Raw genomic sequence first — 19,800 nt, 5'->3', positions numbered from 1 at the left:
GCCGCTGGCCCTCTCCCCCCGCCCCTCTCCCATTTCATGGGAGAGGGGAGAAAACAATCACCACACGCTACGCTGTTACCGCTGCTCGTTGACGTGCCACTTCGGCCTGCGGGGCGTTCGTGTTCTCCGCGTGCAAGGTGAAATCGAAGCGGATCATCGCGAAAGGTTTATCGGTGCCCGCGGCCTGCATCGCGGACCGGTCGTCGACGCGTGTCACCGGTGGAACCAGCCCCTCACGCGTGGCGAAGGCAAAGTCTTCCCACAGATACGGGTCGCCATCGATATTGATCTGCGTGGTCAGCTTGCGGTGCCCCGGTGCCGAGACAAAGAAGTGGATGTGCGCGGGACGCGTACCGTGGCGGTCCAACTGCTTGAGCAACCGATTCGTGGTGCCGTCTGGCGGCACGCTGTAGCCCACCGGCATGATGCTGCGGAAACGGTAGCGCCCTTCACTATCGGTGACGATACTGCGTCGCAGGTTGAAGGCGCTCTGCGTGGGATCGAAGTACGAGTAGTTGCCGAGCGAGTTGGCGTGCCAGACCTCGACCACCGCATTTTGCAACGGCTTGCCGCTGGCGTCCCTGACCTGCCCTTCCATCACCAGCACTTCGCCGTCGTCAGTGCCGTCGTCCAGGCGCGCTTCGCCTTGCGCCACCGGCGCGCCGGCCACATAGAGCGGTCCTTCGATGGTGCGCGGCGTGCCGCCGGCAATGCCAGCTCTTGCTTCCGCCTCATCCATGCGCAGGTCAAGGAAATGGTCGAAGCCCAGTCCCGGCGCGATCAGGCCCAGTTCGCCCGAGCGCCCGGCCTCGGCCAGGAAATTCAGGCCCGACCAGAACTCCTCGGGCTGCACGTCCAGGTCCTCGATCATGTAGAACAGGTCGCGCACCATGCGGTGCACGATCGCTGCAATGCGTGGGTTGGCATGCTGGCCCGTGGTTTCCTCGATGCGGTTGAGTACGGCGTCGATCTGGATCTTGTCCATGGTTGTCTCCTTTCTGTGGGTACAGCGTCTTTACAGCGAACGGAATAGCGGACTGCGTGTGGCCTGGCTGGCGTCGGCCGCCGACAGGAATTTCTCGGTAAAGATGTCGCGTTCGAACAGGCGCCCCTGCATCAGCGCGGCAATGCACGACTCGATCATCGGTGGCGGTCCACACAGGTAGGCGCGCCAGCCGCGGAAGTCATGCCCGAAATGACTCGATGCCACGTCGTGGACATAGCCTCGCTCGCCAGTCCAGCTGCTTTGCAACGGCTCGGCGGACACCACGGGCACATAGGTGAAGTTGTCATGCCGCGTGGCCAGCGCTTCAAACGCATCGCGGTAGTAGAGTTCGTCGACAGTACGCGCGCCATGCACCAGCACGATCTGGCGCGGATCGCCGGACGCGAGCAGGTCCAGAACCATCGAACGCGGACTCGACAAACCCGAGCCGCCGGCCATGAACACCAGTGGGCGCGGATCGCTCTTGCGCACAAAGAACCGTCCGAGCGGGCCCGACAGCTGCAAGCGCTCGCCGATGGACAGCGTTTCATGAACGTAGGTGGTGGCGCTGCCCCCAGGCACCAGCCGGATATTCAGTTCGATCTCGTCCGACGCGGGCGCCGACGCAATCGAGAACGCCCGCGGCGTGGCTTCCTGGCCAATCCAGACATTGACGTACTGGCCCGGCTGGAAGCGCAGGGCATCGGCCCCTTCCACGCGCAGGAACACGCCCTTGATGGTCGGCGTCAGCGTCTCGATGCGCGTGACCGTGGCCGTGAAGTCCATCAGTGGCAAGCATTCGGCATCGGGATCGGGTTCGATGTCGGCCTCGATCGTCAGGTCCGATAGCGGCGTGGCACAGCACGCCAGACACCTGCTTTCCTCGCGCTCGAAATCCATCAGCGCGAATGGCGATGCCTCGCCGTGTTCCAGTTCGCCCTGCAGCGCCTGCACCTTGCAGGTACCGCATAGCCCGTGGCCACACGCATGCGGCAACCACACGCCGGCCCGCAGGCATGCGTCGAGCACGGTCTGGCCTTCCGCAATCTCCACGGTCTGGCCCAGCGGTTCGATAGTCAGTTGATAGCTCATGGCACCCTCCGCTCAGTTGTACGAGCCGCCAATGCCGTTCAGGCCCGGCGTGCGCAGCCGCAGCAGCGACTTGTGGCCGAGGCCGTTGTCGGCCAGGCTGGCCTGGGCGTCGGGTGTGAACGGCGCATCGCCGCGCAACCATTGGACCTGGGTCCAGTCGATGGCGGCGCCTTCGGGGTGCGCGCCAAGCAGCGGCACGATGACGTTGTCCACCAGCGCGCCGAACGGCATGTCGGGGGGCAGTGGCAGCGTGAACGGACTGCAGAACAACCGGTGCTGGTCCCAGCCGAAGAACACCAGCTGGTTGCCGTGGAAATTCTCGACGCGGTCGCGGACCTCGCCCGTGTAGCCGGGCTCCAATGCGATGACTGGCATGATGTGTCTCCGTTATCGTGTTTTATTCCTGGCCAGACTCTTGGCCGGTCCAGCGCTGCCAGTTCGCACGGTCCTGCGAATCGGCATAGTCGCCCCGGTCCTCCGGTTTCAGGTGGTACCAGTCCAGGACTTCGGGCAACGTGGCGCCCCCGCAATTGCCCTGGAAGATCTGGTGCACCGGCAGCCACGACTGCACGTACTTTTCTGGCTCGTCCTGGAAGATGTCGCGACAGCCATCCGAGCAGAAGTGGTAGTGCTCGCCGTTGTGTTCGGCATGGCGATAGCAGATCTGCGTCGGATCGTCGGGCTCGGTGAACGCCATCGGGATCTGGCAGATCTGGCACAGCATCGGCAGTCCCGGATTGGTCCAGCGCTGCCCGGCTTCCTGCTGTTGCTTCCAGTAATCGAAACGCGGCCGGTAGTGCTGGTCGAAGCTGTCGGGGTACTTTTGCGACAGCCACTGCATTTCCTGCGGCTCGGGTACCCAGGTGTGAATGGCCGCGGCGTGGTTGAAGTTGTAGAAGATCGACCACGCGATATGCGAAAGGTGATCCTTCTCCTTTGCCGCCTGCTCGTGGTACTTGGGCATGCGGATGCCATAGCGCGCCAGATCGGCAAACAGCGCGCCGCCGTTCTGCTCGAAGTAGATCTCCCAGGCTTCCTTCCAGCTCATCACGCGCTTGGGCAACATGTAGTCCATCATCATCGCCACCAGCGTCAGCAGGCGGTAACCGCGCCAGAACCATTTGTCGATCCACTTCTGGATGATCGGGCGGTTGGCCGGATCCTGTTCCAGCATGAACTTGACCACTTCCAGGCCCAGCGTCATATGGCGCGACTCGTCGGACTGCGCCGAGAAGCCAAAGGTCACGGTGGCCATGTCGCCGTTGTAGGCCGCGCCCGACATGAATGGCATGAACAGCAGGTTGGTCAGCACGTATTCGAACGAGAACGAGATGGCCGTGATGAACTCGAACGGGCCGGCCGTCATGGCGTCCTCGAAATACGACTTCGGCACCGACAGGTACCAGAGCCGGTCGTGCAGGTGGCGCCAGTCAGAGAAACCGTTGAAGAACTTGTTGTAGTGGCTGATGGTGTGGATCTGCGTCTGGCAGTGACGCAGTTCGTCGACCGACTGCATCTGGCACGCCACGCGCGCGCCTACGCCGCGCAGCGTGCGGCCAGCCATCGCAAAGCCCCGGTGGGCCGCGTATTCGAGCGGCGAAACGCCCGTCAGGAACAGCTTGAGCGCATTGACATAGCGTGCATCGCTGACATTGAGCTGGCCGTTGTTCTGCTGGAAGGCGTCGATGATCGCGTAGAGCTTGCGTTCCTTCTCCGACTGGAATTTCCAGTACGCATCCATGGTCAGGCGGAACGGGTCTTCCCAGCCATCCCAGTCATGGATCACGATGCCTTCGAACTTGTCGTGCGGAAACACCTTGTCCATGGGCTGGTAGGTGGTGTCCCAGCCCAGGTCGCGCGTCAAGACGGCGTACTTCTCCTTGAGCGACAGCTTCGGCCTGGCGGCGGCACGGGCCGCGGTGGCAATGGCGGTTGCGGTGGTCATGGCTTGTCTCCGGATATGTTTTCGAGGCGTGGTTCAGTGCCAGGCCAGCACGAATGCGTCTTCGGTTTCGTCGATATTGCCGGCCAGCGAGATCAGGCCGAGCTGCAGTTCCTGCACGTCCCAGTCGCGGCCAATCCGCTCTTCCACGCTGGCGCGGCGGATTTCCAACCGTCCCGGCGCGTCGATCTTGACCATGGCCGGGTAGTGGTTGACCGTGGCGTGAGGGTTGTCGGCCTCGATGGCCTCGATCACCGCGCGCATGTCGTCGGTGGCCTGCAGGGCGATGAAAACGGGGGCGTTGCTCATGGGGCCTCCTTGAGGTTCACACCAAGGCCAGCCAGACGCTTGCGCAGCGCCTGCACGGCTTGCGCCAGTTCAGCATCGGCATTGGCATCGAACAGTCGCTGCGCCAGCGGACGCAATGCATGCGTAAAGCGCTCCAGCCAGCCATCGGCGAATTCGTGGATAACGGCCGCGTTTTCAGGGCTTTCCTGCACGGCGGTCTTGACCGTGGCGTCGACCCAGCGCGCGGATTCCCCATACCAGGCGGTCATGAAATCGGTCACCAGCGAAAACGCGGGGTTGGTCGCTGACCGGTACGTGTCGAACTGCTGGTAGACCAGCGGGTACACCAGGCCGTCGAGCACCAGGTTCTGCGCCACATGCAGTTCGAACCAGTCGTCACGCACCAGCAGGTCTTCCGCGGCGTGGCGCAGCGGTTGCCAGGTCATGTCCTCCATCCAGGCGGTCTTGGCCTGGTCCACCGCCGGCTTGTCGCCGATCAGCAAGCCGATGCGTGTCAGGTACTGCGCAATGCCGAGCCGATCCATGGTGTGGAACATCGCGGCCTGCGTGATGGCGGAGCCAAACCCGTAGGCGGTGATCGCCGCATTGTTCATGTTGGCGGCCCACTCCAGATGGCGCAGCGGCACCACACCAACGGTCAACAGTTCGCGGACGTCGTCGGGCAGCGTGCCAAGCAAGCCGCGTTTTTCCACGAACTCAAGGTTCTTCTCCATGATGTCTTGCTGGCGCGCGCGGGCATTGACGTAGGCGCCATAGAAGAACTGGCGCGGATCCTTGAGCGCGTACCAGTCCTGCATCACCACGCGCGTGCGGCGCGCGTCGTAGAGTTCGTACTGCGGCTGCCACAGCGGGCGATAGTGGAAGCTTGTGACCGGCTGCAGGTCGAACATCGCTTCCTGGTAGCGCGTAGCCGGCTTGTCGGCGCCGAGCCGCCGCGCGATATGGGCAAAGGTCTGCCGGACAGGATTGACGCTGCCGTCAGTCCGAATGTCGATTTGCATGGTGTCTCCTGCGTTCTAGTGGCTATGGGTCTGCTCCGCTTTCCCGCCTGCGGGAAAGGGGCTGGGGGAGTGGCTCGGCAGTTGGGATGCCGCCTGGTCAAGACAGAACTGCCGGAACTGGGCGGGCGCCATCACCAGTTCAACAAACATCTCCGGATCGCCGATCGAGAACTCGAACTCGATCCAGCGCTCGTCACGCGCTGTCACGCGGACGTAGCGCGGACTCCGGTGGTTATCTGACATGTCTCGCTCCTGTTGCGCCGCACACGCTGCGCGGCGGGCGCTGTCTTGTTGAAATCAGGTGCGAGATCTATAGCGAGCGCCGTGCCAGAGCGCGCGGATCGTTGTGGCGCAAGGGATTGCAGCCAATTTGACGCGCCCAGGCCGGGCAGGCTGCTTGATGATTTGATGAGGTGATCGAGGCGGATTTCACCAAATGATCAAAACGTGGCGCGCTGCGCCGCAGCATCGAATCGAACCCGCGCATTTGCCCCTATCGGGACGCGCGAAAGGCCGTGCTAGGCTTGCGAAAAGCCGAGGCACTTCACGAGAACTTCACGAGAAAGTGCCCGCACGAATCTGGAGTGACGAGGATGACAACGCCCCCCAAACCGCCGCCTTTCGACCTGGCATCGCTACTGACCATCGACGCCAAGGCCGCGCAGATCCGCCTGGGCGAATCGCGCATGGTGCTGATGCACACCGAAGCCCTGAGCTACCTGCGTCGGGAAATCCTCGACACCCTTGGGCTGGAACGTGGCAAGGGCCTGCTGATCCGCATGGGCTATGCGCAAGGCATGCGCGATGCGGAAATGGTCAAGCGCGAGCGCAAGGAAGAACTGGCCAGCTCACCGCACGAGGCGTTCCTGTGGGGACCGCAGCTGCATATGCTCGAAGGCGTGACCCGCGTCGAACCGGTGCGGCTCGAAGTGGACCGCGACACCGGTCATTTCTACGGCGAATTCCTTTGGGAGGATTCGTGGGAAGGTGAAGCGCCATTCAATGAAGCGCTAAGCCGCGAGGAAGCCGGCTGCTGGGTGCAGCTTGGCTATGCATCGGGCTATAGCAGCACGTTCATGGACCGGCTGGTGATCTACAAGGAAACCGAGTGCCAGCGTCGTGGCGACAACCTGTGCCGCATCGTCGGCAAGCCCGCCGAGGAATGGGATGATGGCGAGTACCTGAAATACTTCGAACCCGACTCGGTCATCAGCGACCTGCTCTCGCTGCAACAGGAGGTCAGCACGCTGCGTGAAACGCTGTGCGGCGCCAACCAGGGCAACCTGATCGGACAATCGCCGGCCTTCCGCGAATCGTTCAACCTACTCTCCGCCGCCGCCGACAGCCATATCACGGTGTTGCTGACCGGTGAAACCGGCGCCGGCAAGGAAATGTTCGCGCGCTGGCTGCACGACAACGGGCCGCGCAGCGAGCAACCGTTCATTGCGGTCAATTGCGCGGCGATTCCACATGAACTGATCGAATCGGAACTGTTTGGCGTGGAGAAAGGCGCGTACACGGGCGCCCAGCAATCGCGGCCGGGGCGCTTCGAACGCGCGCATGGCGGCACCCTGTTCCTCGATGAAATCGGCGACCTGCCCCCTGCCGCGCAGGTCAAGCTGCTGCGGGTGCTGCAGAACAACGAGGTGGAACGGCTCGGCGGCGTGGAAGCGCGCAAGGTCAATGTGCGCCTGATTGCCGCCACCAACGTCAATCTGTCGCAGGCGATCCGGCAAGGCCAGTTCCGTGCCGACCTGTTCTACCGCATCAGTACCTATCCGGTTTCAATTCCCGCCCTGCGCGAACGCCGCGAGGACATTGCCGAACTGGCGCAGGCATTTATCACCCGGTTCAACGCGCTGTACCAGAAGCAGGTGCGTGGCCTGACCTCGCGGGCGCGCGATGCTCTGGAGCAGTATCCCTGGCCCGGCAATATCCGCGAACTCGAAAACATGATCGAGCGCGGTGTACTACTGGCGCCCGCTACCGGCATGATCGACGTGCCGCATCTGTTCGCCAGCCAGCAGCCCGGCGGCTGCCCCGAACCAAGCGAGGATGCCGATGCGCTGATCGAGAAGCTGCTGAACCAGCAGGTGTCGTTGCCGCAGATCGAGGCGAAGCTGATGGCGCTGGCCATGACCACGACGCGTGGCAATCTGTCTTCGGCAGCCCGGATGCTGGGCATCACCAGGCCGCAACTGGCTTACCGGCTCAAGAAGTAGATGACTGAGGTAGACGGCCGGGTCACCTTGATCACCTAAATATTAGTATTTACCCCTAGTTTTCAGATAACCAGAAAAGCGTAAGGTAGCGACCTATGCAAACCAGGCCGATTACCTTGACCGAGCGCGTGATCCAGCAACTGCGCGCCGAGATTGCCGACGGGACATTTCCGGTCGGCACGCGACTGCCTACGGGCAAGCAGTTGTCCGAACGCTATGGCGTGAGCGCCGCCGTGATCCGCGAGGTCAGCGAGCATCTGCGTTCGCTGGGCATGATCGAAAGCCGCCAGGGCCTGGGCAGCACGGTACGCTCGCGCGTCAGCGATAGCGGTTTCCGGCTGGCCGACAACGCCGACGCCACGGACCTGGCCGCGATCTTTGAATTGCGGATCGATCTGGAAGGCGCGGCAGCGGCCATGGCGGCACGGCATCGCACCGAGCAGGATGTATCGCGCATGGGCGCCCTGCTCGACACACTGGCGGCGCAGCTCGACGATCCCGACCACGGCGTGGAGCCCGATATCCAGTTCCATATCGCCGTGGCCATGGCGACGCACAACCCGTATTACCTGCAACTGCTCCAGTACATGAACCTGCAGTTGCACCATGCGATCCGTACCGCGCGGGTCAATTCCAGCAAGCAGCCCGGCCTGCCCGCGCAGGTGCATGGCGAACACGTGGCGCTGTTCGACGCGATCCGCGCACGAAATCCCGAGCTGGCCCGCCAACGCGCCACCGAACACCTGCGCAGCGCGGCCGCACGACTGGGCCTGCCGCTGCGCCAATCCTGATTCCATCCATCCTTGCCGACCATGTCCGATACCGCTTTCTCCCAACGCCTGACCGAAGCCCTTGGCCCCGACGTCGTGACCACGGCCGCCGATGCGGTGGCACCGTGGCTGTCTGACTGGCGCGGCCTGTACAAGGGACATGCGCAAGCCGTGGTGCGGCCGCGCACGACCGAACAGGTTGCGCAGGCATTGGCGCTATGCCAGCAGGCCGGCGTGCCCGTGGTGCCGCGTGGCGGCAATACCGGCCTGTGCGGCGGCGCGGCCCCGGACAGTAACCAGGCCAATGTGGTGCTAAGCCTGGATCGCATGGACAAGATCCGCTCGATCGACACCATTGCCAACACGATGGTGGCCGAAGCGGGTTGTATCCTCGGCAACCTGCGCCGCGCCGCCGAGGAACACGACCGGCTGTTCCCGCTTTCGCTGGCGGCCGAGGATTCCTGCCAGATCGGTGGCAACCTGGCCACCAATGCCGGCGGCGTCAATGTCGTGCGCTACGGCATGACGCGCGAACTGGTGCTCGGCGTGGAAGCCGTGTTGCCGAACGGCGAGATCTTCCATGGCCTGCGCACGCTGCGTAAGGACAATACCGGCTATGACCTCAAGCAATTGCTGATTGGTTCGGAAGGCACGCTCGGCATCATCACGGCCGCCGCACTGCGGCTGTCGCCACGCGCCGATTCACGCGCCGTGGTGCTGGCCGCGGTGGAGTCGGCGCAACAGGCGCTGCAACTGTATTCCCTGCTGTTCGCACGCTGCGGCGCGCGCCTGCAGGCCTACGAGTTCTTCACCGGCGAGTGCCTGGATCTCGTGCTGACGCATGCCGAAAACGTCCATGCGCCGTTCGCCGAACGCTATCCGGCCTATGTGCTGCTGGAGATCGCCGATACCGCCGCCGAGGATGTTCTCAACGCGTTACTGGAGTCGGTTATTGGCGATGCGCTGGAACAGGGCCTGTGCCTCGATGCCGCAGTGTCCGCATCATTGGCGCAGTTGCAGGGCCTGTGGCGCCTGCGTGAGGAGATTTCCGAAGCGCAGCGCGCCGATGGCTTGCACCTGAAGCACGATGTATCGCTGCCAATTGAGAGTATCCCGGCCTTCATGGCGTCGATGGAGGCGCGACTGCACGCGCGTCATCCCGGCATCCGTCCGTTTATCTTTGGCCATTTTGGCGATGGCAACCTGCACTACAACCTGTCGCGTCCGCTCGACGCCGATCCGAAGTGGGCGGTCGGCGACGGCAAGGCCGTCAGCGACGAAGTCATGGAGGAAGTGGCGCGCTACAACGGCAGCATCAGTGCCGAACATGGCATTGGCCAGCTGAAGCGCGACGCGTTCCTGGCGCTCAAGGACCCGCTGGAACTGCGCCTGATGCGGGCAATCAAGCAGGCGTTCGATCCGAGCGGGATCATGAATCCCGGCAAGCTGTTGTAACAGCGCTTGGTGGCATCGCGCACTCGCTATACTGGGAGCCTTTTCCGGCATTTCGCACCGAAACGGTTCCCAAAATTGGCTGATCAAGACCTGAGCAAGCTGAAAATCGACCGCAGCGCAATGGCGCCCGCCCCCCGGCGGCGCCGGCACTGGGTTCGCTACGCAATCATTGCGCTGATCGTGCTGGTATTGATCGGCGTGGGCGCCAGGCTGGCGGGCCCGCAGGCCGTGGAAAGCACCACGGTCACCTCGGCCTATCCTTCCCAGAACTACACGCTGCTCAATGCCACCGGCTATGTGGTGCCGCAGCGCAAGGCCGCCGTGGCATCGAAGGCGCAGGGCCGGCTGGAATGGCTGGGTGTGCTGGAGGGATCGCGCGTAAAGAAAGATGAAATCATCGCGCGCGTGGAAAGCCGCGATGTGGAAGCGTCCGCCGCGCAGGCACGCGCGCAGGTGCAGGTGGCCGAGGCCAATCTGCAGTTGCAGCAGGCCGAGTTGCGCGATGCCGAGGTTAACCTCAAGCGCTCGGAAGAACTGCTGGTACCCAAGGCCATCTCGAAGCAGCAGTACGATAGCGACGTGGCCCGCTATAACAAGGCGCGTGCCTCGATCAACAATTCCCAGGCGTCGATCGTCTCGGCCAAGGCCAATGCACGCGCGGCGGAAGTATCGGTCGAGCAGACCGTGATCCGCGCGCCGTTCGATGGCGTGGTGCTGATCAAGCATGCCAATGTCGGCGACAACATCACGCCGTTCTCGGCGGCGGCCGACACCAAGGGTGCCATCGTGACGATTGCCGACATGGAAACGCTCGAGGTGGAAGCCGACGTCGCCGAATCGAACATCGCAAAGATCACGGTCGAACAGCCGTGCGAGATCCTGCTCGACGCCCTGCCCAACCTGCGCATGGCCGGTCGCGTCTCACGCATCGTGCCGACCGTGGACCGCTCGAAGGCCACCGTGCTGGTCAAGATCCGCTTTGTCGATCGGGACCAACGCGTGCTGCCCGACATGAGCGCCAAGATCGCCTTCCTGTCCAAGCCGGTACCGCCTGCGGAGAACCAGCCGCAGACCGCGGTGCAGCCTTCGGCCGTGGTCGAACGCGACGGCAAGGCCGTGGTGTTCGTGATCGCCGACGGCAAGGTAAGGCAGGTGCCGGTCACCCGTGGGGCCAAGATTGGCGAACTCGTGGCTGTGCAAGGCGTGAAGGCCGGCGATATCGTGATTCTGGCGCCGGCTGACAAGCTCGCCGACGGCGCCAAGGTCACCGTGGCCAAGAAGTAAGCCATGGCCACCGCGTCGCACAACGGGCCTCTTGACGGTACAACCAGGGCCCCACTCGTTTCGATCCGCCATCTGGCCAAGTCGTACCAGCGCGGTGCACAGACCGTGCCGGTGCTGTCCGATATCTCACTCGATATCGCCGCCGGGGACTTTATCGCACTGATGGGACCATCCGGTTCCGGCAAGAGCACGCTATTGAACCTGATCGCCGGCATCGACCGGCCCGACAGTGGCGAACTGCTGGTGGATGGCGTCGATATCTCGGAATTGCCCGAAGCGTCGCTGGCCGACTGGCGCGCCGCGCACGTCGGCTTTATCTTCCAGTTCTACAACCTCATGCCGGTGCTGACCGCCTATGAGAATGTGGAACTGCCGCTGATGCTGACCCGGCTCAGTCGCGCGGAGCGGCGCGAGCGCGTGGAACTGGTCCTGAGCATGGTCAACCTGGCCGACCGCATGGACCACTATCCGAGCGAGTTGTCCGGCGGACAGCAGCAGCGCGTGGCGATTGCGCGGGCGCTGATCACGGACCCGACGCTGATCGTGGCCGACGAACCGACTGGCGACCTCGACCGTACATCGGCTACCGAAATCCTGGCCATGCTGCAGCGGCTCAATACGGACCTGGGCAAGACCATCATCATGGTCACCCACGATGCCCACGCCGCGGAAGCCGCCCGGTCGCTCGTCCACCTTGAAAAAGGCGAGCTGCTGCACAACGAGCAGCGAGGCTGACGATGTACCTGACCAAGCTGATCGCCCGCAACGCGCTGCGCCACAAGCTGCGTACCGCACTGACCGTGCTTGGCCTGGTGATTGCAGTGCTGGCGTATGGCCTGCTGCAGACCGTGGTCGACGCCTGGTATGCGGGTGCATCCGCGGCCTCGAACGCGCGGCTGGTCACGCGCAATGCGATCTCGCTGACCTTCGCGCTGCCATTGAACTACGAATACCGGATCAAGGGTGTCGACGGCGTGACGCAGGTCGCGCGCTCAAACTGGTTCGGTGGCATCTACCGTGACCCGAAGAACTTCTTCGCCCAGTTTGCGGTGTCGGACAACTACCTCGACCTGTACCCCGAGTTCGTCATTACGCCGGAACAGCGCGCCGACTACCAACGCGACCGGCGCGGGGCGCTGGTGGGCCGGCAACTGGCCGATTCGTATGGCTTCAAGGTCGGCGATGTGATTCCCATCAAGGGCACGATCTACCCCGGCACCTGGGATTTCGTGGTGCGCGGCATCATGGAGGGACGCGATGAAACCACCATCACGCGCCAGATGGTGTTCCACTGGGATTACCTGAACGAGACCGTGCGCAAGAAGACCGCGCGGCAGGCCGATCAGGTGGGCGTGTTCGTGATCGGCATCGACAATCCCGACAACGCCGCCAGCATTTCGCGCGCGGTCGACAATGTGTTCAAGAACTCGCTGGCCGAAACGCTGACCGAGACCGAGCAGGCGTTCCAGCTCGGGTTTGTGGCGATGTCGAACCAGATCATCGCGGCGATTCGCGTGGTGTCCTATGTAGTGATCGTGATCGTGATGGCCGTGATGGCCAATGCCATGGCCATGAGCGCGCGTGAGCGCATCACCGAGTACGCCACGCTCAAGGCGCTGGGTTTTGGCTCGGGCTTCCTCTCGCTGCTGGTGTTTGGCGAATCGCTGGTAATCAGCGCGTTTGGCGGTGCGCTGGGCATGTTGTTGACACCGCCAGCCGCGCGCTTCTTCAAGCAGGCGGTAGGCGGCGTGTTCCCGGTCTTCACGGTGTCGCACGAGACCATGGCCATGCAGGCCGCCTGCGCGCTGGTGGTGGGGCTGGCCGCCGCGATCGTGCCCGCGGTACAGGCCTCGCGCGTGCGGATCGTTGAAGGACTGAGGGCAATCGGCTAGCCATGGTCATTCCGCTGCACTATATCGCGCGCAATGTCTGGGCCCGGCGGCTGACTACCGCCCTGACCGCCGGCGGGCTGGCCTTGGTGGTGTTTGTCTTCGCAACGATGCTGATGCTCGACGCCGGCCTGAAGCAGACACTGGTGACCACGGGCGAGCACGACAACGTGGTGGTGATCCGCAAAGGCGCCGAGACCGAGATCCAGAGTGGAATCTCGCGCGACCAGGCCGCCGCGCTGGAGATGTATCCGTCCATCGCCATGACCGCCGAAGGCCGGCCGATGGCATCGCGCGAAGCCGTGGTGTTGATCTCGCTGACCAAGGCCGGCTACACGACGCCTTCGAACGTGGTGATTCGCGGCGTCTCGCCATTGGGGGTGTCGATGCGGCCGCAGGTCCAGCTGACCCAGGGGCGCATGTTCAAGCCTGGCTCGGCCGAGATCATTGTCGGCAGCAGCCTGGCCAGGGGCTATGGCAACGTGCGCGTTGGCGACCATCTGCGCTTTGCGCAACGTGACTGGACCGTGGTCGGTCATTTCGACGCAGGCGGCAGTGGCTTCGATTCCGAGATCTGGGGCGATGTGGACCAGCTGATGCAGTCGTTCCGCCGCACGAGTTATTCGTCGATGGTGCTACGGCTGGCCAATACCGATGCGTTCGACAAGTTTCGCAGCGCCATTGACGTGGATCCCAGGCTGGCCAACGAGGCCAAGCGCGAGCAGCAGTTCTACAGCGACCAGTCGCGGGCGTTATCTACCTTCATCAATATCCTGGGCCTGACGCTGACCACGATTTTCTCGATCGCGGCCATGATCGGCGCGATGATCACGATGTATGCATCGGTGGCCAACCGCGTAGGCGAAATCGGTACGCTGCGTGCGCTGGGCTTCCAGCGCACCAATGTCATGATGGCGTTCCTGATCGAAGCGGTACTGCTTGGGCTGGTGGGCGGTATCGCCGGCTTGCTGTGTGCGTCGCTGATGCAGTTCGCATCGTTCACGACCACCAACTTCCAGACCTTTGCCGATTTGTCGTTCCGCTTTGTGCTGACGCCATCGATCATTATCAAGACCTTGCTGTTCTCGATGGCAATGGGCCTGATCGGCGGATTCTTGCCGGCACTACGGGCGTCACGGCTGAATATTGTGGATGCGCTAAGGGCGCGGTAACGTCACCCCGCTTTGTTTTGCTCCCCTCTCCCGCTGCGCGGGAGAGGGGTTGGGGGAGAGGGCCAGCGCATCAAGACGCGACATCGGCAACTTGAGCCGCCTTGCCCTCTCCCCCGCCCCTCTCCCGCCGTGCGGGAGAGGGGAGCAAACAGTTGGCATAGCTAGCGTTACCGCCTCACCCCATCACTTCCTCGCAGACCTCGAGCCAGGCCCTGGCTGCATGGGACAGATAGCGTCCCGGCGACCAGATATGCGCCAGTGCCCAGTCCATGGTCGGTTCGGTCAGCCGCGCCACGGCGAGCTTGTCGCGCGTTTCGAGGCGGGACAGTAGCGGTTCGGGCAGGAACGTGGTGCCCAGTCCGGCTGCAGCCATCGCTGCCAGGAAATCCCAGTGGCCGCTTTGTGCCACCACATGCGGTTCGATGCGCGCTTCCAGGAACGCCTGGCGCAGCTTGCGCGTCAGCGAGAACTCGTCGGTCAGCATCACCAGCGGCTCATCGCGCAGCGCTTCGAGCGTAACCGTGCGGCTACTGGCCCATGCGGCGCGATGCGGCCCCACGGCCCAGATCGGGTACTTGGCGAACTGGCGCGTCTCGAGCTGCAGGCCGCTGTCACCCGGCAGCACCGTGGCGCCCACTTCCAGCTCGCCGTTGGCGACCTGCTGTTCCACCACCTGTCCGCCATGTTCCGAGAGCGTGAGCTGGAGATTGGGATAGCGTTTGCGAAACGCACTGACCGCCGGCGAGAAAAACAGGTTGACCATCGGCGGAATGCCCACCGTCAATTGCCCTCGCCCCAGCGATGACAGGTCGGCCACTTCCAGCGTCAGGCGGTGCACCACGCCCAATGCCTCCTGGCCACGGTCATAGACCACCTTGCCGACATCGGTCATCCGCACGCTCTTGCCCTCGCGGATCAACAGCGGCTGGCCAATCTCGTCCTCGAGCTGCCGGACCATCTTGCTGATGGTCGATTGCGTGACATATAGCGAAGTCGCCGCCTGCGTGAAGCTTTTCAGGCGCGCCGTCTCCACGAAGTAACGCAGCGCTCGGATGTCGATCGGCATCGATTCTTTCCATGAATATTTCGACTGAAGGCCGGAATTTTAAATCATGCAGAGAATATTTGCAGCGCGTCTACACTTGCGGTCCAACGCCCCCTTTACGCTGGACCGCCAGCGCATCACAAATCATGGCTAGCTGGCCGCATGCCCGACAGTGGCTGTTTTCGCTGAAGGCATTCGCGGCCGCGATGCTGGCACTCTATATCGCCCTCTCGTTCGGCCTGCCCCGCCCCTACTGGGCCATGGCCACGGTCTATTTCGTATCGAATCCGCTGACCGGCGCCACGCGCTCGAAGGCCGCCTATCGGGTGGCCGGCACCATACTTGGCGCCACCGCAGCCGTGATCACCGTGCCACAGCTGGTCAATATGCCGATCGTGCTGATGGGTGCCATTGCCGTGTGGATCATGGTGCTGGTCTACCTGTCGCTGCTGCAGCGGTCGCCGCGCAGCTACGTGTTCCTGCTGGCCGCCTATACCTTGCCGATTGTCGCGCTACCGGCCGTGATGCAGCCGGCCGACATCTTCGATATTGCGGTGGCACGCATCGAGGAAATCGTGATCGGCATCGTCTGCGCCAGCCTGGTCGGCGCGATTGTGTTTCCGGCCAAGGTGGCGCCGGCGCTGCGCGAACGCGCACGCGCGTGGCTTGACGATGCCACCACGTGGGCCAGTGACATCGTCGCAGGCAATCCGCGCGCCACTGCGAGCCGGCATCGGTTGGCCGCCGACATGCTGGCGCTGGACCAGTTGATCGTGCAGCTGTCGTTCGACGCCGAAAGTCGCCATGCGGTCGATCATGCCCGCGCGCTACGCGCCCGCATGTCGCGCCTGATGCCGGTACTGTCTGGACTGGAAAGCGTGCTGCAGGCTTCGCGCCAGCGCGCGGGCCATACGTTACCGCAGGCGGCGCTGACCGAAACCGCGGACTGGCTACAGGCGCAGCACGCGCGGCTATTGCAGTCGTGCACGGTATTGCAGCAGGGCATCGGCGACGGCCCACCCGCCGTGAAATCCCTGCCCGCCAATGAACAAACCGAGGCCGCGTCGTTGCACCACGATCACGCGATGCTGCTGTTCGGCGCGGTATCGGCCGGTCTGGCCGTCTTCTGCGCCGGCCTGCTGTGGATTTTTTCGGGATGGGAAGATGGCGGCGGGCCGGTGGCGGTATCGGCCATCGCGTGCTGTTTCTTCGCAACCATCGATGAACCGCGCCCCGTGGCGCGTTCATTTGTCCGCTGGGCCACGGTCTGCCTGCTGATCTCGTCGTTCTACCTGTTCCTGGTCGTGCCGCATGCGCAGACCTTCGAGACGCTCACGGGCTTGCTGGCCGTGCCGTACCTGGGCATCGGCATGCTGATCACACGGCCCGGCTTCAACCTGATTGCGATGCTGCTGTCGGTCAATACCGCATCGTTCGCCAATGTGCAGAGCGTCTACGACGCCAACTTTATTGGCCTGTTCAACACCAGTCTGGCCAATGCGGCAGCGATGCTGTTCGCGCCGCTCTGGGCCATGCTGGCGCGGCCATTCGGTGCGCATGTGGCGGCCCACCGGCTGATCCGGGCAAGCTGGCAGGATCTGGCGCGCGCGGCCACGTGGCGTGCCGCGGATACGCATACGCGCGTGGGTGCGCGCATGTTCGACCGGCTCGGCCAACTGATGCCCAGGCTAGGCGCAAGTCGGGGCCGGATCGCATCGGATGGCTTTACCGAACTGCAGATCGGCTATTGCACGCTAGCCCTGCAGCGCGCCATGCCGGCGCTGCCGCTGGCCACGCGCAAACCCGTGCGTCGGGTATTGAGCATCGTGGCACGGCATTTCCGTGCGCGTGTGAAAACGGGTCATCCGGTTGCCCCGCCCGCCACGCTGCATGCGTGGATCGACGCAGCCATCGCGCAACTTTCTTCGCTGCACGATCGCGACCTGGCGGCCAACGTTCAGAGCGCGCTAGTGGTGCTTGACGTCACGTTGCACACACATGAAAAAACCGACTGATGATTGACGGTTTAAATCATCACCGGAATACATCGGGGTGACTACACTTCGTCCCGTGCCGTACCACTCCGATGCGGCACCGCCCACAAGGCGTCCCGGACGGCGCGTCACCCCCCCACCCCTGCCAGACGCGCCGTCCACCCATCAGTTGAAGATCAACATGCACAACTACACGATCCAATCCCTGCTTGCCACCACGCTGCTGTGCGCCTGCTCCCTGGCCGCCGCGCAATCCGGACAAGGCATGCAAGACCGCGGCGTCCCCGCCGACCGCTATGGCTATGAAATGCACAATGGCAAGCGCGACGTCTTCACCGAAGGCGCCAATGCGATCGGCAAGCGCGATGTCTACACCGACGGCGCCTATGGCATCCACAAGCCCGATCCGTACACCGATGGTGCGCGCTCGGCGGCAACGTTGAACCTCGCCGGCCTGGATCGCACCGGAGTCTCCGCCCCGCCCGCCCACAGCGCCTGATTTTCCTGCTTTCTGCTTCGTTCTCTTGACATGAGACTTACGCCGCGTCCGGTTTCGGACGCGGTTTTTTTTGGCTCACGCTTGCGTGGCTTGTGTGGCTTCCTCGAGCCAAGCGCCGATGGCATCGAGCAACAGTCCCGATCCATGCTCGCGCGATCCGGCATCGTCATAGCCATCGAGGAACGCGCCATGCTCGGTCAGCGAGAGCCGCGTCCCCTGCCCCACGGCCTTCAGTTCGAAGATGGCCAGCGACACCGAGATCTTGCGTTCGCCCATATGCATCTCGTAGCTGTAGACCAGCCGCTCATTGGGGATCACATCGAAATAGACCGCGTCGAACGTCGACATCAGGCCGTTGTCCCACTTGCCCTGCAGATGTTCGCGACCACCTGGCCGCACATCCATCGAACGCGATACCAACTGATAGCCATTGCCGCCATGGAACCATTGGGCCTTGGCGGCCGGGTCGCTAAGCGCGCGGAATACCAGTTCGGGCGAGGCGTCGTAGGTGCGTTCGATCGAGAACGTGCCATGTGCCACTGAACGCGGCGGCGTTTCCGCGCTGATGCGCGCAACCTCCTTGCCAAGCCGATCGAGCGTCTGGGCCCAGCCCTCTTCGGCGCCGCGCGTGAAGTCACCGGCCGAAGGATCGAGCAGCGTGTATGTTTGGGTCACCGTCATCTCGGTACCGCCGCACACCGTTTCGAACCCCACGGCCGTATGGGCATTGAACAGTGCAGTGCCTTCGGTCGAGACCACGGTCAGGTCCAGCACCAGTCGCGAATGCGGGATGATTTCAACGTAGTGCCCACGGATCCAGTGTTCGATGCCACCGCCCTGCGAGCGCATGCACAGATCGAATTTGCCACCAGGGCGGAACTCGACCTCGCACTCGGGGATCGTGAACCCGTGCGGGCAGAACCAGTGCTTCAGATGTTCGGCTGCGCTCCATGCCTTGAAAACGAGGTCGCGCGGGGCATTGAACGCGCGCGATACGGTCAGGGACTGCCGGTGCTGCGCGACTTCGGGGGTCTCAGTTGCGGTTGCCATCGGATGCTGCCTCCTTTTTCATGGTTTCCAGGTATTCGCCCAGCCGGTCGAAATGTCCTTCCCATTCGGCACGCCGGGCGCTGATCCATTGCTCTGCTTCGCCCAGCGCATTGGGCGCCATGCGGCAGGTGCGTACCCGCCCGATCTTCTCGGTGCTGACCAACCCCGCCTGCTCCAGCACCGACAGGTGCTGCATGACCGCCGGCAGCGACATCGCCAGCGGCTTTGCCAGTTCGGTGACTGACAGCGGGCCGCGCGCCAGTTGCACCAGCATCGTTCGCCGGGTGTTGTCGGCCAACGCCTGGAACGTGGCGTCGAGTGGATTGGAATTGGGACTGGAATGGTTAAGCATGTCCTTTAGTATAGGGACGACAATTAGTTAAGCAAGGACTTTAGTAACGATTTCTGAAGTTAGCGCGCCTGCCGCTGCAAGGCCGCGATGCGGGCCATGACCTCGGGCAACTCAGGGGGCGTCGGAAGTTGGTCGATCAGCCATTGCACTGCGTCGGCCAGGCGGTCCGGACTATAGTCGGCCGCAAAGCTGTGCAGTGTGGCGCCATGCAGGAATAGCCGCAATGCCAGCAGTTCCGGTTCGGCGATATTGTGGGGCTCTTGCCCGAACAGCCGTTCCGGCACCATGGCCAGCAACGGGCGAACCGCTTCGTCCAGCCGATCGTCGCCGCGCGATGCCATCCAGACTTCGAGGATAGCTACCGAGGTATGGCGTTGACGGCGTTGCACCAGCGCATGAAGCATCAGGTGCAGGCGCACGCGTGCGGGCATGGGACCGAGCGCGGCAAGTTTTTGCGCTTCGGTTTCCAGCAAGGTGGAAACCATGGCCGGCAGCAGGTCATAGCGACCTTCCGGAAACTGGTGCCGCAGTGATCCGCGGCTGATACCGGCCATCTCGCAGACGCGCGCCTCGCCAAAGGCGGCATAGCCTTGTTCGATCAATAAGGTGGTGGCGGCGTCGATGAGCGCCTGTCTTGTGGACGCGCTTCGTTCAGCTTGGGTGGGCATGACGGCGATTGTAACGACAACGTCATTACGCCGGGTTGATGGCTCAACTTCCTCACCGTTTGTCACAAAAC

At 63.3% G+C, this 19,800-nt stretch carries 20 protein-coding genes; 9 read left to right on the top strand and 11 right to left on the bottom strand.

What is annotated here, in order from left to right:
• Positions 1-67 precede the first annotated feature (67 nt).
• The 7 genes from catA to ACO550_RS38005 are packed head-to-tail and all read right to left on the bottom strand — an operon-like array spanning position 68 to position 5,572.
• Complete coding sequence (catA, locus tag ACO550_RS38035; protein WP_315598008.1) at positions 68-985, bottom strand: catechol 1,2-dioxygenase; 918 nt, start codon at positions 983-985, stop codon at positions 68-70.
• A gap of 30 nt (positions 986-1,015) precedes the next feature.
• Entirely contained in the window at positions 1,016-2,077 is a 1,062-nt protein-coding gene (locus tag ACO550_RS38030) for a 2Fe-2S iron-sulfur cluster-binding protein (protein WP_315598007.1), read from the bottom strand.
• Between the two features lie 12 nt (positions 2,078-2,089).
• Positions 2,090-2,452 (bottom strand): phenol hydroxylase subunit P4, encoded by a 363-nt coding sequence (locus ACO550_RS38025; protein WP_315598006.1) that lies wholly within the window; start codon positions 2,450-2,452, stop codon positions 2,090-2,092.
• 22 nt (positions 2,453-2,474) lie between these two features.
• Complete coding sequence (locus ACO550_RS38020; RefSeq protein WP_315598005.1) at positions 2,475-4,022, bottom strand: aromatic/alkene/methane monooxygenase hydroxylase/oxygenase subunit alpha; 1,548 nt, start codon at positions 4,020-4,022, stop codon at positions 2,475-2,477.
• Positions 4,023-4,055: 33 nt separating this feature from the next.
• The gene (locus ACO550_RS38015; protein WP_315598004.1) at positions 4,056-4,328 is read right to left on the bottom strand and encodes an MmoB/DmpM family protein; all 273 of its coding nucleotides are present in this window, start codon (positions 4,326-4,328) and stop codon (positions 4,056-4,058) included.
• The gene (locus ACO550_RS38010) at positions 4,325-5,329 is read right to left on the bottom strand and encodes an aromatic/alkene monooxygenase hydroxylase subunit beta (protein WP_315598003.1); all 1,005 of its coding nucleotides are present in this window, start codon (positions 5,327-5,329) and stop codon (positions 4,325-4,327) included. Before ACO550_RS38010 ends, ACO550_RS38015 begins: the two co-directional genes overlap by 4 nt.
• A gap of 15 nt (positions 5,330-5,344) precedes the next feature.
• Entirely contained in the window at positions 5,345-5,572 is a 228-nt protein-coding gene (locus ACO550_RS38005) for a phenol hydroxylase subunit (protein ID WP_315598002.1), read from the bottom strand.
• A gap of 350 nt (positions 5,573-5,922) precedes the next feature.
• Here ACO550_RS38005 and ACO550_RS38000 point away from each other — a divergent pair, with 350 nt between their 5' ends.
• The 7 genes from ACO550_RS38000 (at position 5,923) to ACO550_RS37970 (ending at position 14,121) form a co-directional block, all read left to right on the top strand.
• Positions 5,923-7,551: a sigma 54-interacting transcriptional regulator gene (locus ACO550_RS38000; RefSeq protein WP_315598001.1), complete on the top strand. Its 1,629-nt coding sequence runs from the start codon at positions 5,923-5,925 to the stop codon at positions 7,549-7,551.
• Positions 7,552-7,646: 95 nt separating this feature from the next.
• Positions 7,647-8,342, top strand: coding sequence for an FCD domain-containing protein (locus tag ACO550_RS37995; RefSeq protein ID WP_315598000.1), 696 nt, complete (start codon positions 7,647-7,649; stop codon positions 8,340-8,342).
• A 21-nt stretch (positions 8,343-8,363) separates the two neighbouring features.
• Complete coding sequence (locus tag ACO550_RS37990) at positions 8,364-9,776, top strand: FAD-linked oxidase C-terminal domain-containing protein (RefSeq protein ID WP_315597999.1); 1,413 nt, start codon at positions 8,364-8,366, stop codon at positions 9,774-9,776.
• Positions 9,777-9,851: 75 nt separating this feature from the next.
• Positions 9,852-11,060, top strand: coding sequence for an efflux RND transporter periplasmic adaptor subunit (locus ACO550_RS37985; protein ID WP_315597998.1), 1,209 nt, complete (start codon positions 9,852-9,854; stop codon positions 11,058-11,060).
• Positions 11,061-11,063: 3 nt separating this feature from the next.
• Positions 11,064-11,795 (top strand): ATP-binding cassette domain-containing protein, encoded by a 732-nt coding sequence (locus tag ACO550_RS37980; protein ID WP_315597997.1) that lies wholly within the window; start codon positions 11,064-11,066, stop codon positions 11,793-11,795.
• 2 nt (positions 11,796-11,797) lie between these two features.
• Positions 11,798-12,952 carry an ABC transporter permease gene (locus ACO550_RS37975; RefSeq protein ID WP_315597996.1) on the top strand — a complete coding sequence of 385 codons (1,155 nt, stop codon included), beginning with the start codon at positions 11,798-11,800 and terminating at the stop codon, positions 12,950-12,952.
• Between the two features lie 2 nt (positions 12,953-12,954).
• On the top strand, positions 12,955-14,121 hold the full coding sequence (locus tag ACO550_RS37970; RefSeq protein ID WP_315597995.1) for an ABC transporter permease: 1,167 nt from the start codon (positions 12,955-12,957) through the stop codon (positions 14,119-14,121).
• A gap of 175 nt (positions 14,122-14,296) precedes the next feature.
• Here ACO550_RS37970 and ACO550_RS37965 read toward each other — a convergent pair whose 3' ends face one another.
• Entirely contained in the window at positions 14,297-15,187 is an 891-nt protein-coding gene (locus ACO550_RS37965) for a LysR family transcriptional regulator (RefSeq protein WP_315597994.1), read from the bottom strand.
• Between the two features lie 125 nt (positions 15,188-15,312).
• On the opposite strand from ACO550_RS37965, the gene ACO550_RS37960 reads away from it, so the two are divergent.
• Both ACO550_RS37960 and ACO550_RS37955 read left to right on the top strand, forming a co-directional pair.
• Positions 15,313-17,181, top strand: coding sequence for an FUSC family protein (locus ACO550_RS37960; RefSeq protein WP_315597993.1), 1,869 nt, complete (start codon positions 15,313-15,315; stop codon positions 17,179-17,181).
• 160 nt (positions 17,182-17,341) lie between these two features.
• Positions 17,342-17,659, top strand: coding sequence for a hypothetical protein (locus ACO550_RS37955; protein WP_315597992.1), 318 nt, complete (start codon positions 17,342-17,344; stop codon positions 17,657-17,659).
• A 75-nt stretch (positions 17,660-17,734) separates the two neighbouring features.
• Here the strand turns inward: ACO550_RS37955 and ACO550_RS37950 are convergent, their stop codons facing one another.
• The 3 genes from ACO550_RS37950 to ACO550_RS37940 are packed head-to-tail and all read right to left on the bottom strand — an operon-like array spanning position 17,735 to position 19,729.
• Positions 17,735-18,709: an SRPBCC family protein gene (locus ACO550_RS37950; RefSeq protein WP_315597991.1), complete on the bottom strand. Its 975-nt coding sequence runs from the start codon at positions 18,707-18,709 to the stop codon at positions 17,735-17,737.
• Positions 18,693-19,061 (bottom strand): metalloregulator ArsR/SmtB family transcription factor, encoded by a 369-nt coding sequence (locus ACO550_RS37945; protein WP_315597990.1) that lies wholly within the window; start codon positions 19,059-19,061, stop codon positions 18,693-18,695. The genes ACO550_RS37950 and ACO550_RS37945 overlap by 17 nt, the downstream gene beginning before the upstream one ends.
• A gap of 59 nt (positions 19,062-19,120) precedes the next feature.
• Positions 19,121-19,729 carry a TetR family transcriptional regulator gene (locus ACO550_RS37940; protein WP_315597989.1) on the bottom strand — a complete coding sequence of 203 codons (609 nt, stop codon included), beginning with the start codon at positions 19,727-19,729 and terminating at the stop codon, positions 19,121-19,123.
• Between the last annotated feature and the right edge of the window lie 71 nt (positions 19,730-19,800).

This window comes from Cupriavidus sp., from assembly GCF_057315035.1.
Note: the sequence above shows the minus strand (reverse complement) of the source record. Positions and strands in the feature narration are given on the sequence as shown.